Here is a 12,602-nt window from a genome sequence, read left to right as displayed (position 1 = left end):
GGTGGCGCCATATGAGGCAAGTCGGAACGGTGGTCTGATATCTCATCAATATCAAAGAACCGTGCTCCGGGGATATGCCCGGCATCATATTCGGCCTTGGCATCACGGTTTTGCGCCGGCAAATACCACGACCCGTCCAGAATCCGCAGATCCGGGTCTTTCATATGCGCGGCCAGCCATTCGGTGGATACGAGGGTTTTTGGATCGTCCTGCATCAAAGCCTCCCCTAAGCGAGCTTGGGGTTTCCCTATACCCCGTGGCATGGGCGTTCAAGGCTGGATAGCGCTAGCGCTTGTTGATCTCAGGAATTATCGCGCCTTGCGCAGGCGGAAATGCTGGATGATGCCGATGACACTGATCACAATCCAGAACCCTTCGATCAGCATCGAGGCCAGATTGAAATTCTCAAGCAGCGAAAAGACGATCAGGACAGACCCCAGCAGGTTGATCATCGGAAAGGCCAGATCATCGGAATTCATCATCCGCATCTGCGTTGCGAAATACGCGGCCACCACGATCAGCGCCCCGAATGAGCCGATGGCATCCACGATGGTAAGCGTGTCAAAAATAGCCGTCATGTCTGGGCCGTGCCGTTTTCAGGAGATTCAGTGTGTTGCGCATAGTGATGCATATTCAGAAACGCGGCCCCCTGCGAACCGGCGCGATACCCGTGCGGCAGGTCCGCAGCAAAGCGCAACCCCTGCCCGGCCTGCAAGGGCACCCAGTCCTCGCCACGCAGAATTTCCAAAGTGCCGCTGAGGACAAATACTTCCTCGGTCACCCCGGCGGCATGAGCCGGGGATTCGTGGCTTTGGTTCGCGGCAAGGTTCACATGAAAGGTCTCGGCACCCAGCGCGGGATCGAAGGGAAAGACAATCTTGACCTCGATACTGCCGGGAAAGGTTACAGTCTGAAAGACCGATGGATCGCCCAGAGTCGTGTCGATCAACCCGCTGAGCGGTATCTGAAAGCCCTTGGCGATTTTCCAAAGCGTCGCGATCGTTGGGCTTGATTCGCCGCGTTCAATCTGGCCCAGCATGGCTTTGCTGACACCGGTCATCTCGGCGACTCTGGACAGGCTCAACCCCGAGGCTGCCCGCACATCCCGTAATTTCAGCGTAATGTCGTCCATAGCCATACCCGCGCTCTGCGATTTACCTTGTACGTTATAACGCACATGTGCTACGTGCGCTATAACGTACGAACCCCGAATTATGCAACCCGAGGCAACAGGGAAAACAGCATCATGCCATTGTACCGATCCAGAACCTCTACCCATGGCCGCAATATGGCTGGCGCACGCGGCCTTTGGCGGGCCACAGGTATGGGTGATGACGATTTCGGCAAACCTATCATCGCCATCGTCAACTCATTCACCCAGTTTGTGCCGGGTCACGTGCATCTGAAGGACCTGGGCCAGATGGTCGCGCGCGAGGTCGAAGCCGCAGGTGGTGTGGCGAAAGAGTTCAACACGATCGCCGTGGATGACGGTATCGCCATGGGCCATGACGGAATGCTGTATTCGCTGCCCTCACGCGAAGTGATCGCAGATTCGGTCGAATATATGGTCAACGCCCATTGTGCGGACGCTATGGTCTGCATTTCGAACTGCGACAAGATTACCCCGGGTATGCTGATGGCCGCCATGCGTCTGAACATCCCGGCCATTTTCGTTTCGGGCGGTCCGATGGAAGCGGGCAAGATCGACATCGCCGATCTGGAAGCCAAGAAGATTGACCTTGTGGACGCTATGGTCGCCGCCGCAGATGACAAGTTCACTGACGAACAGGTTCAGCACATCGAAGAAAACGCCTGCCCCACGTGTGGCTCATGCTCGGGCATGTTCACCGCGAACTCGATGAATTGTCTGGCCGAAGCGCTGGGCCTAGCCCTGCCTGGCAATGGGTCGACTCTGGCGACACACGCAGACCGCAAAGAGCTGTTCCTTGAGGCTGGCCGCCGCATCGTCGAGATCACCAAGCGCCATTACGATCTGGACGAAAAAGGCTTTCTGCCCCGTGAGATTGCCACCTTTGAAGCGTTCGAAAACGCCATGAGCCTTGATATCGCCATGGGTGGATCGACCAACACGGTGCTGCACCTGCTGGCCATCGCGCATGAGGGTGAAGTTGACTTCACCATGGCCGATATGGACCGCCTCAGCCGTCGTGTTCCCTGCCTCTGCAAAGTCGCTCCCAATACCGAGAACGTGCATATGGAAGACGTCCACCGTGCCGGTGGTATCTTCTCGATCCTGGGTGAGCTCAGCCGCGCGGGCCTGCTGCACAACGAATGCAGTACAGTGCATTCGGCCACGATGGGCGAGGCGATTGCCAACTGGGACATCACCATCGCCAACAATCCCAAAGCACAGGAGCTGTTCAAGGCCGCCCCCGGCGGAGTTCGCACCACACAGGCGTTCAGCCAGTCGAACCGGTTCAAGGAACTAGACACCGATCGCCAAGGCGGCGTGATCCGGTCCAAGGAACACGCATTCAGTCAGGATGGCGGTCTGGCGGTTCTGTTCGGCAACATTGCCCGCGACGGCTGTATCGTGAAAACCGCTGGTGTGGATGCCAATATCCTGCAATTCACCGGCTCGGCCTATGTATGCGAAAGCCAGGATCAGGCTGTTAGCGACATTCTCACCGGCAAGGTGAAAGAGGGCGATGTTGTGGTGATCCGCTATGAAGGCCCGCGTGGCGGTCCGGGGATGCAGGAAATGCTGTACCCAACGTCTTACCTGAAGTCGAAGGGTCTTGGCAAAGCCTGCGCCCTGCTGACCGACGGGCGGTTTTCGGGCGGCACTTCCGGTCTGTCGATCGGCCATGTCTCGCCCGAGGCGGCCGAAGGCGGAGAGATTGGTCTGGTACAGAATGGCGACACGATTGAAATCGACATCCCCAACCGCTCGATCCATCTGGCCGTCTCAGATGAAGAGCTTGCGGCCCGGCGCGAAGCACAGGACGCAAAGGGCTGGGTGCCTGCTGCGCCGCGCAAACGCAAGGTGTCTACTGCGCTGAAGGCCTATGCGAAACTGACCACCAGCGCGGCGAAAGGAGCCGTGCGTCAGGTCTAAACTGATAGATTACCGGTCTGCTGACGCGGCAGACCGGTAAGTCGATCATGCACAGGCGCACCCGGGCGCAACCAGATTAAATGTTTCGCAAGAAACGTTGACGATGGACGGGTCATCCTGCCTAAGGATCAATCGCCCAGTTTGGCGTGAATTTCATCCAGATCGATTTCGCCAATCGGCATCTTGTTGGCCGGGTTTTCGAAATCGTATTTGAACAGCTCAAAATCCTGCTTGTAGATCTCATAGACCAGATGCATCGACAGGTCGTCGAAATAGTCTTCAACCGGATGCGCGCGCTTGGGTCCGTGGCCTTCGGATTCGTTGAACCGGGGTATTTCGGACAGCGAAACAGAATGCTTCAGCTTTGTATTGTCCAAGACACCCTGCATCCCGTCGTTGAACGCTTCGGTCCAGAAGATCCGATCATAACGACCACCGTTCACGATGAAGGTCGACACGTGACCAGACATGGCTGACCAGTGAATGTCCGGGTCCATCGGACGCCGCCAGCGGATGGTATCACGCGCAAACAGCAGGAACCGGCGAAAGCTGGCGATCTGGTCAAACTCTCCCTTGCCATCGTCACCGCCCACCTCGATCCCGTAATTGTAGATCAGCGTCGGCACCAGATTGCCACGATACCGTTTGCCGTTGCGCTGGATCCCGCAGATCTTGTCGAAAAACGAGCTCAGAATACGCGTGTACGGGTTGCGCACACAGGTAAAGGAATACGAGGCGTGATCGCGCACATTTTTGGAAATCAGGTCCTGGCTCTGATCAAAGGCCCATTTGTGCATGCCATCCTTGGCGTCATGGATGTCACCGTCAAAGAACTGACCGTGATCCGAATAATACATGATCTGCCCAATGGTCGAGCAGGCGCATTTTGGCACAACGCGGTACACCATGCTTTCGCTCTCGGTCATCCAGGTACCGGGAAAACCCATCTGCTGTGCCTCCTACGCTGGTCTGGTCTCAAACCGATATGCCAGCTTTTGATAACAAGGAACCAAAATTATTCTGTTTATTCAATCGCTCATCCTCAGTATCACGGTTGAAACCGGGCAGAAACGGAAATTACCTAACCTCGATGGCGAAGATTGCCTATATATTGCTATGCCATAAAGACCCTGATGCAATCATTGCACAGGCCGAACAGCTGACCGCTGCGGGCGATTGCATGGCCATCCACTTTGACGCCCGTGCCAGCGCCGAAGGCTACGGGCGCATTCGTTCCGCGCTGGATCAAAATCCGAACGTGACCTTTGCTAAAAGGCGCATCAAATGCGGCTGGGGAGAATGGTCGCTGGTGCAGGCCACGCTGAACGCCTTGCAGGCCGCCGTCGAAACCTTCCCCCGCGCCACGCATTTTTACATGCTGTCCGGTGATTGCATGGCGATCAAAACCGCAGAATACACCCACCGGTTTCTGGATGATCACGACAAGGATTTCATTGAAAGCCACGACTTTTTCGAAAGCGACTGGATCAAGACCGGCATGAAAGAAGACCGGTTGATCTATCGCCATTATTTCAATGAACGCACCCAGCCGAAACTGTTCTACGCCGCCTATGAAACACAGAGGCGTTTTGGGCTGATGCGGCAAATTCCCGAAGACCTTCAGGTTATGATCGGCAGCCAATGGTGGTGTCTTCGCCGCCGAACGATTGAGATGATCCTGGATTTCCTAAGGCAGCGCAGGGACGTGATCCGGTTTTTTGCAACCACCTGGATACCCGATGAAACCTTCTTTCAAACGCTGGTACGCCACCTGATCCCGAAAGGTGAAATCGAAAACCGTACACCGACATTTCTGATGTTTTCGGATTATGGAATGCCCGTCACGTTCTACAACGATCACTATGACATGCTTCTGGGTCAGGACTATTTGTTTGCCCGCAAGATCAGCCCTGAGGCACATGAGCTGAAAGAGCGTCTCGGCTCACTTTACGCGAGTGAGGGCATCGACTTTCCCATCTCGAACGAGGGGCGCAGCCTGTATGCGTTTCTGGCTGGCCGGGGGCGCTTCGGGCGCCGGTTCGGGCAACGCTTCTGGGAGGCCGGAAGTGTTCTGGGCCCCGACCGAGAGCTGTTTGTGATCGTCTGCAAGAAGTGGCATGTCGCCAAAAGGCTGGTCGATCAGATCGCGTCTGAAACAGATATCCCCTGCGTCGAATACCTGTTTAACGAAGAGGATACCCAACTGCCTGATCTGGGTGGTATTGAAACGACGCTGACCAAGCGCTCGCGCCATCGGCGGGCTGTTGTACGAATGCTTTTCGAAAGTTTCGGATCAGACCAGTTGGTTCTGTGCCTCGACCCGGCCAATCTGGACGTTGTTCAGGATTTCAGCGGTGATCAGGCCAAAACCCATGTGCTTGAGATCGAATGCGAATACTCGGACGAATACCTGATTGGCCACGCGCGGCGCGTCGGATTGGCGGGTGACAACAGCCCGGTTGAGACTGTTTCCCATCTGCTGCCGACACTTCGCAACGACCTGAGTTACGAGTCCCAACAAATCCGCGCCGCCGGTTTGGACAATTACCTGCGACTGCGGGAAACCGCCCAGCGCGCCGAAAACATAGCTGTCATATCCGAATTTCTTGGGGTGGACAAAGAAAAGGCCGACGCGGTGATGCGGCTGGACTACCTGTTCGCCGACTAAACGGAAAGTCAGCCTGACATCCGACAGCTTTTCGGCCCCCTTTGCTGCATTGGGTGCACCGCATATTTGCCTGTCGGAAAGGACAGCCTAAAACCCAACATCACTGCCATCGTGATTTTTATTCAAAAATCGGATACTGTGCAGCCAATTGGGCCAATTTGCTTATACTTTTTCTCTTTGGCAGGCCGGCCCTGGCCAGTGAAAGGCAAAAACAGACGCGTCCTTAATTCTGAATGACGGGTATCTGCGCATCGAAAACCCGAAAGCCCCTGCTGGCCGCAATTAGACATTTGAAACGCAACTCCGGGGGGAACAGTTGTGCTTATAGATCAAATTGAAACATCCAGATCATATATCCCAAATGACGCAGACTGGAACCTGATATACAAGGTTCTGCCGGGCGAGGCCAAGATTGCCGACCCGTCAGTCATCAACCGTCATTTCGAATGTATCGAGGTGACCGACAACACGGTTCTGCCAGCAAGCGGCATGTATGTTGTTCTGCGCGGTGTGGTTCAGCTGCGGCAGAACGGTAATCCTTTGGCCAGCGCGGATGTCGGTGACTATTTCTATGAAGAGCACCTTCAGATATCAGACATTCCCGTCAGCCTCGAAGCGCTCGCGCTGGACGGATCGCGGGTGGCTTTTCTGTCCAGCGAGAACTGGCGTCAGATACCAGAGGAAATCCGGCAACCCTGCTTCGCCACGATGTTCGGCGATTTGGTCAGTGTTCAATTGCAGAACTTCCAGCAGCCGATCAATTGTTGCAGCGTGACGGCTGCCGCCCTCAGCATGTCCGCGTTGGGCTTCAGTTGCGAAGTGAACGACATTTTCCGTGAATGCGCGCTGCCTTCGTCTTTCGTCGTCAATGACGGTATCTCACTGGGTGAGCTGTTTGATGTCGCCTGTACCTACATTCATTCGCAGGGCTTGCGGGACAGTGTTCAGGTTCAGGCCTATTTCATGGACGAGGACACGACAAACGTGCAGCTGTTGCTGGATGCGATTGACGAATCCAACCGGCTGGGTGGTGACAATGATATTCTGGTGGCGAATTTTCAGGTCGGCGTCGCCCATGGCAAAGCGAATATGCCGGGCGGGCATTTTGCCGTAATCGCCAAGTGCAACCCAAGCACTGGGCTGGTGCACATGATGGACGTACATCCTGAGAAATACGGCAAGCTTTGGGTTACAACCGCAGACCGGCTTTGGAAGGCGATGTCGGACCGTGACGGAACCTCGATGCGGTCGCGTGGCATTTTGCGCTTCTCGGCGCGTGCCGCGGTCAAGACGCATCTGAAGACATTCAAGCAACGATGCAACTATGTCGACAGCACGCTCTATCTGGCAAAAGACCCCAAGAAACGGCGCAACCTGTTCCGCCGCGCCACTCCGAACATGAACTCCTTAGGTGTGTTGGTGGAAAGCCTGGCCATTCACGGCGATGACAAGGTGGACGAAGACGAGCTGCTGCGGGCCACCGAAGCCTCTTTCACGGATGTTGTCTCACGGGTGGCCACGGCCGCGGACATGCACAACATGGCCCAGAAATATCTGAACGCGGCTGAAAACATACACCTGAGCAGTTCACTTCGCAGTTTCGGAACGCGCGAGGACACATCGATCCTTACCCCCGAAGACTGGTTCAAGATGCAACTACAGGGCCTGGACGCCAACACGGACCGTCACCTGATGATCAATATCGACTTTAATCGGGTAACCGGGATCGAAGCCATCCGCCCGCCGGTAAACGTTTACCGGGAAACCGCGTTGCTCGAAGAATTCTGGTGCCTGTGTATCGCATATGATGAAGCAGCCGACCTTGTGACGATCGTCGACATGAGCCCCGCAACGTCACAGGTCTGGCAAGCCCCTCGTGGCAACATCTTCCGCGGCCTGCGCGATCTGGAGGACCCGGCTTTGCTGGTGATCGAAACAGTTGAGCCGCCCGAAGATCCCGGGGATGTCGCCAGCATTATCCGGAACAACCCCATGGTTCTGTTTTATGAAGATGAAGACCCGTGGTCCTACATGCTCAGAAGTGTTCTTTCGAACATCGGTGCGACCAGCTTAAAGCAGGTGGATGTGGGCGGTCGCGACCCCAACGCGATAAAGATGCGACGTCAGCTGATATCTTTAGGTGAAAAACCCAAAGTTCCCTACCTGTTTTTCCAAGGCCAGTGCATCAGCAAAGGCGAAAAGCTGGAAGACATTGTGGACATGATCAAGGCAGGTCACCTTCAGGACCGCATGATCGAAGCAGGTCTTCCCGTTTCCAAGCTTGAAGAGACACCCAGCCTGAATAAGAACATGTTCGGCTATCCCAAAGGTGTGATGAACGAGGTAAGCAGCGGCAAACGCAACGTGCTGCTTTGTGCCTGCGGGTCATCGGCGGCAGACAAGATACCAGAACTTGTTGAGCGCATCGTCGACGCCGGACACAATGTCAAACTGATCCCTTCCACTTCGGCTGAAAAGTTCTTTCGGGACTTCGGCGCTGAACGGATCGACGCCAAGATCACCCATAACGACTATTACCGCGACGATGATGAATGGAATTTCCGTTACATGGAATTCGACATGCCGGTGCGTGCGTCGCATCTGGCGCTGTGTGACTGGGCCGATTGCGTGATCGTCGCACCCATCACCTGCAACACCATGGGAAAGGTGGCAAACGGGATCGCCGATAACCTTCTGACCTCTGTCTTTGTGGCGTGGCAGTACCAGAAGAAGCCCGTGATCCTGTGCCCGGCCTGTAACACGAATATGTGGAACAACATCACCACCCAGAACAATGTCGCAAGGCTGAAGACACTGGGCATCGATTTCATAGGCCCTCGGGAGGGCCGCCTGTCCAACGGCCGGATGGGGATTGGTATGATGGCCACGCCCGACCAGATCATGGAAGCACTGGGCGAGGCATTCGAAGAACTGGACGACCAGAAATACCGCGTGTGCAAATGGGCCCGGGAGGCTGCCGCCGCCGATGACATCAATGAATGGAAACGTGTGTTCCGCGCCATCGATGAAGGTGTCGTAGGTATCAATATTGTTGACGAAGCCCACGGCGATTCATTGCTGCATTATGCGGCTGGCGGCGAAGGCGAATTGAACGAAGGCGGTCACGATCTGGGCAAGCCAGATTATGAAGCGGCACAGGATTTGATCGACCGCGATATCGACGTCAATATCGTCAACGATCACGGTTTCACGGCATTGCATGTGGCTGTGATGAACAAAGCCCCAAGGATGGTCGACATCCTGTTGCGCGCCAAAGGCATGGATGCAACCTCGTGCATTAAATTTGTTCAGGGCATGGATATCGCCCCCGAGATACGGACCATGCTGGATGCTTGGGCGCGAGACCACAACCTTAAGATAAAAGACGCGGAACAGGGCCGTGACGAAACCTTTATTGCCGTTCAGGAACCCACCTATCTGTATTTCACATACGGCTCCCTGAAACAGGGGTTCCCGAACCATGAGGCACACAGCCGGGTCTTGAATGACTTTGTCGGGCCTGCCCGCACGCGGCAACCAATGCCCCTGATCGTTCCAAATGAACCGTTCTGCGACAATCCGAACTGTGGCTTCCTGCACCGAATGGCGACCCTTGTCGATCAGCAGGGCATGGGCAAACAAGTAAGCGGAGAGGTTTACCGGGTGACGGAATCGGGCCTGCACGAGCTGGACAAGCTGGAAGGTTATCATGGTCAGGGCTCGTCCAAGAACGTCTATATCCGCAAAAAGATCAACGTGATCTTGGATGGGGTGATGAAACCCGCCTACGCCTATGTGATCGCCGATCCTGAAAAGTACATGCAAAACTGGCGTGACGGAAAATCAGATGTTATCAGCGACTACACGCTGGATATGGCGCAGGGTGAACCCAAGCCCGGATTCGAGCCGGCTATCTAGTTTTCCGCTGTGCTGACTGGTGGCGGTTTCGGGCTTTCCTTGGAACTGAGATTATAGGCCGTGATCACCACCATACAAAGCAGGACGAACGGCCAGAACCCGGCCTTGGGAATAAGGTTGTCCCGATAGTGGATGATCCGCAACGACGTCTCAACGTCGGACGCAAACAGGTATGTATTGACCGAAACTGCCAGCAGCATGAAGTACATCAGGAAAAAGAACGACTCCATATAGATCACAGGAGAACCTGCGAACCCTTCACGCAGCTGCACATGGGCCAACAGGATCACGAAAAACAGAACCGAGCAGGTTCCGATTACACTGGACGTGCTGAAGTCATGCCGATCGGCCAGCCCCTCGCGGCGCGTGACGGTCATCAGCGCCCCAAACAGCAGCATTGTCACGACAAGCAGCGGGACCATGTGCACGATGAACGCGTTTGCGAAATTGCGTTTGATGACAAAGTTATAATGCAGCTCGGGCATGTTGGTTTGATAGGCGTTCTGAGCGATGCCCAACGTCGTATCCAGGCTTGACAACTTATAGTCGAAATAGGTGTTCTCACGTTCCCACGTACCCATCACGATCTGACTGTCGATGCCGAAAATATCATCCGGACCGGTCGCGGAATAAGCCTCAAAGTCAGGAACCAGCGCAACATTGATGTCAAAAGATGCGGGCCAGAAGCGCACCCAGACCGTTTTGTGATCAAAGGGGTAGCGGGTGTAGTCAAAACTCTGCCGAAGGGTTTGTTCAAAATACCACCCGATCAGCAACCCATCTTGTTGCGGCAGCCGATAGGCCTCTTCGATCAGGCCGTTTGCTGTATCGACCGCTTCCGGCAGAAGAAAACCGATCTCACCCTCGGCCGGACGGATCTCATCATGAACACCTGTGATGTAGCGCTGCCAGACGTAACCGGTGACCTGCACGTCGCTGGCACCAAGAAAGCTGAATGATTTTAAGAAGATCCCCGTTTTAACGCGGTAATCCGGCACGGCATCCAGTTTTTCCAGATATGCGTCCACTGATGCCTGATCCGGAAGTTGAGTGGGATCACCCTCAAAATGATTCAGTTCGATCCAAAGTTTGAGCAAGAGACCCCCAAGCCCAAGGGTCAACAAGCCAGAAATCAGCCACACCTTTCTTTCAACGCTCATTCAGCCTCCTGCCGTGTCACCTAATCAGCCAGAAACCCCACTGAACCCAGAAGGGATTGCGTGATACCCATAGCGGCAAACTGCGTTGTCAGATCGGCATACCCCCCGTGTTGTATTGGCGGAGTGTTCTGCTGTCCGCTTTCAGCCAAAAGTCGTGTTTGACAAATGGATAAATCGACCATTGGCAAAGGCTCGGTAGTCGTGAAGGCTGCAAGCCCATCCGCATATTCAATTGCTGCGTCCCAATCGCCGCGCGCCAGCATGACGGCGCAGGCGTCCGAGTAAAAGTGAAGGTGACTGTGACCCACACATCCCTCGGAAATGATCTCAGACCCCAGGTTCAACAAGCGCGTTTGCTCATCAGGGTTGGCCTCGGCCATTGCCAGGGCCGACAAGGCCTTGGGCCCTACAAAGTTCCGCCCATGTTCAAGCGCGATTTCAACCGCGCGACGACCTGTTTCCCGACCGTGGTCCAACTTTCCGGCATAAACCTGCGTTCGCGCCAGATGTTCAAGGGCCTGCGCCTCAAGGCGTTTTGCACCGACGCGTTCCGCAATTTCAGCTGAAACACTGAACGCTTCCAGTGCCTGATCAAGGTTGCCCAAAAAGGTCTCGGCCACGCCAAGGCAGGTCTGTGCAACGCATTCCGGAACAAAGGCAAAATACGTTTGCGAGACTTCGATGGCCTCAATGGCGTCCGCCTTGCCCTGTGCTACGTCCCCGGTGTAACTGCGCGCGACGCTGAGATTGTGCAGATTGGCGGCCAGATCGCGGACCAGCCCTTTTTCGCGCGCTCGTTCAACAGCTTGCGTATAAAAGCCTGTCGCTGTCTTCATGGTGGCTTTCATGAAGTTTGCATCACCAAATCCGCTTAGCGCCCCAACCTCGAGGCGGGCAGATCCAAGTTTGCGGGCAAGCGTCAGGGCGCGTTCATTGGCGCTTAGCGCTTCCTTGTCCCGACCCAGAGGGAAAAAGACATTACCGCGCACATAATTGATCTGCGCCACATCCCGCTCTGACCCGCAACGCTCGGCGGCGGTTTCAGCCATATCGAGTGCCTCCAGCGCGTCCTGATACAGGCTGGATTGCCGCGCAGCCTGCGCGAGCCCGATATACGCGCGGCTTATTTGCTCATCGGTTTCGGCAACGCGTGCAGCTTCCCGAAACTCACGCAGTGCGTCGCCGGACAGACCCTGAAGCCTGTGCGTCTCAGCCCGAGCGCAAAGCAGATCGAACCGGACACCTGCGGGGGACGGCAGTTCCAGGGCGCGTTCGATCAATGGGCTGGCATCGTCAAATCTGAAGGCCTGGATCAGTTTCTCCGCCGCGTCCAGATACGCCTGTGCGGCGTTATTCGCCCCAGCCCGGTCCAGATGCTGTGCGCATAGGGTCGCATCGCGATCCTCGAACCACTTGGCGGCCTGTCTGTGCAGGCGCGCACGCTCGGATTTGACCAACGTTGCATAGGATCCATCCCGGATCAGCGCATGGGCAAACATGAGGTCAGGCCCTGCCTCTCGGACCAGCGCGGATCGGATCAGGCTGGTCGTATCCAGATGCCCTTCACCCAGAATGAAGTTCAGCACTTCTGCCGAGAACCGTTGCCCCAGTACCGATGCTGCCTGAATGGCGGCGCGGCTGGTTCGATCCAGTGCATCCAGTCGGGACTGAACGATCCCCTGAATACTGCCGGGCACGCTTTGTTGGGTAAGTACATCTGTATTGCGCAACAACTGTTCAAGAAACAGCGGATTGCCCCCGGCGCGTTTGACACAGG

At 55.6% G+C, this 12,602-nt stretch carries 9 protein-coding genes; 3 read left to right on the top strand and 6 right to left on the bottom strand.

The window, feature by feature from the left end; genetic code table 11:
* The 3 genes from AC2FNC_RS17910 to AC2FNC_RS17900 all read right to left on the bottom strand — a co-directional run.
* The coding region (locus AC2FNC_RS17910; protein WP_496716138.1) for a rhodanese-like domain-containing protein at nt 1-215 on the bottom strand (215 nt) is incomplete at its 3' end.
* A 93-nt stretch (nt 216-308) separates the two neighbouring features.
* Nucleotides 309-578 carry a CBU_0592 family membrane protein gene (locus AC2FNC_RS17905; protein WP_480555313.1) on the bottom strand — a complete coding sequence of 90 codons (270 nt, stop codon included), beginning with the start codon at nt 576-578 and terminating at the stop codon, nt 309-311.
* A complete protein-coding gene (locus AC2FNC_RS17900) occupies nt 575-1,138 on the bottom strand; it encodes a helix-turn-helix domain-containing protein (RefSeq protein WP_480625289.1) in 564 nt (187 codons plus the stop codon). The genes AC2FNC_RS17905 and AC2FNC_RS17900 overlap by 4 nt, the downstream gene beginning before the upstream one ends.
* 108 nt (nt 1,139-1,246) lie before the next feature.
* Here AC2FNC_RS17900 and ilvD point away from each other — a divergent pair, with 108 nt between their 5' ends.
* Nucleotides 1,247-3,079, top strand: a complete 1,833-nt coding sequence (gene ilvD, locus AC2FNC_RS17895; RefSeq protein ID WP_480520104.1) for a dihydroxy-acid dehydratase — start codon at nt 1,247-1,249, stop codon at nt 3,077-3,079.
* A gap of 128 nt (nt 3,080-3,207) precedes the next feature.
* On the opposite strand, the gene AC2FNC_RS17890 is transcribed toward ilvD, so the two are convergent.
* On the bottom strand, nt 3,208-4,026 hold the full coding sequence (locus AC2FNC_RS17890) for a sulfotransferase family protein (RefSeq protein ID WP_209599235.1): 819 nt from the start codon (nt 4,024-4,026) through the stop codon (nt 3,208-3,210).
* Between the two features lie 143 nt (nt 4,027-4,169).
* Here AC2FNC_RS17890 and AC2FNC_RS17885 point away from each other — a divergent pair, with 143 nt between their 5' ends.
* Together AC2FNC_RS17885 and AC2FNC_RS17880 are read left to right on the top strand one after the other, a co-directional pair.
* On the top strand, nt 4,170-5,747 hold the full coding sequence (locus tag AC2FNC_RS17885; protein WP_496716136.1) for a DUF5928 domain-containing protein: 1,578 nt from the start codon (nt 4,170-4,172) through the stop codon (nt 5,745-5,747).
* A 318-nt stretch (nt 5,748-6,065) separates the two neighbouring features.
* Nucleotides 6,066-9,665, top strand: coding sequence for a flavoprotein (locus tag AC2FNC_RS17880; RefSeq protein WP_496716134.1), 3,600 nt, complete (start codon nt 6,066-6,068; stop codon nt 9,663-9,665).
* Here AC2FNC_RS17880 and AC2FNC_RS17875 read toward each other — a convergent pair.
* Both AC2FNC_RS17875 and AC2FNC_RS17870 read right to left on the bottom strand, forming a co-directional pair.
* The gene (locus tag AC2FNC_RS17875) at nt 9,662-10,825 is read right to left on the bottom strand and encodes a hypothetical protein (protein WP_480474678.1); all 1,164 of its coding nucleotides are present in this window, start codon (nt 10,823-10,825) and stop codon (nt 9,662-9,664) included. The genes AC2FNC_RS17880 and AC2FNC_RS17875 overlap by 4 nt on opposite strands.
* Nucleotides 10,826-10,845: 20 nt before the next feature.
* On the bottom strand, nt 10,846-12,602 hold a 1,757-nt coding region (locus tag AC2FNC_RS17870; protein WP_496716133.1), incomplete at its 5' end, for an ATP-binding protein.

Source organism: Ruegeria sp. BHSA123 (assembly GCF_059613425.1).
Note: the sequence above shows the minus strand (reverse complement) of the source record. Positions and strands in the feature narration are given on the sequence as shown.

Coding starts and splice junctions, on each gene's coding strand:
- AC2FNC_RS17905 (WP_480555313.1), bottom strand. CDS start 578: ATGACGGCTATTTTTGACACGCTTACCATCGTGGATGCCATCGGCTCA.
- AC2FNC_RS17890 (WP_209599235.1), bottom strand. CDS start 4,026: ATGGGTTTTCCCGGTACCTGGATGACCGAGAGCGAAAGCATGGTGTAC.
- AC2FNC_RS17875 (WP_480474678.1), bottom strand. CDS start 10,825: ATGAGCGTTGAAAGAAAGGTGTGGCTGATTTCTGGCTTGTTGACCCTT.
- ilvD (WP_480520104.1), top strand. CDS start 1,247: ATGCCATTGTACCGATCCAGAACCTCTACCCATGGCCGCAATATGGCT.
- AC2FNC_RS17900 (WP_480625289.1), bottom strand. CDS start 1,138: ATGGCTATGGACGACATTACGCTGAAATTACGGGATGTGCGGGCAGCC.
- AC2FNC_RS17885 (WP_496716136.1), top strand. CDS start 4,170: ATGGCGAAGATTGCCTATATATTGCTATGCCATAAAGACCCTGATGCA.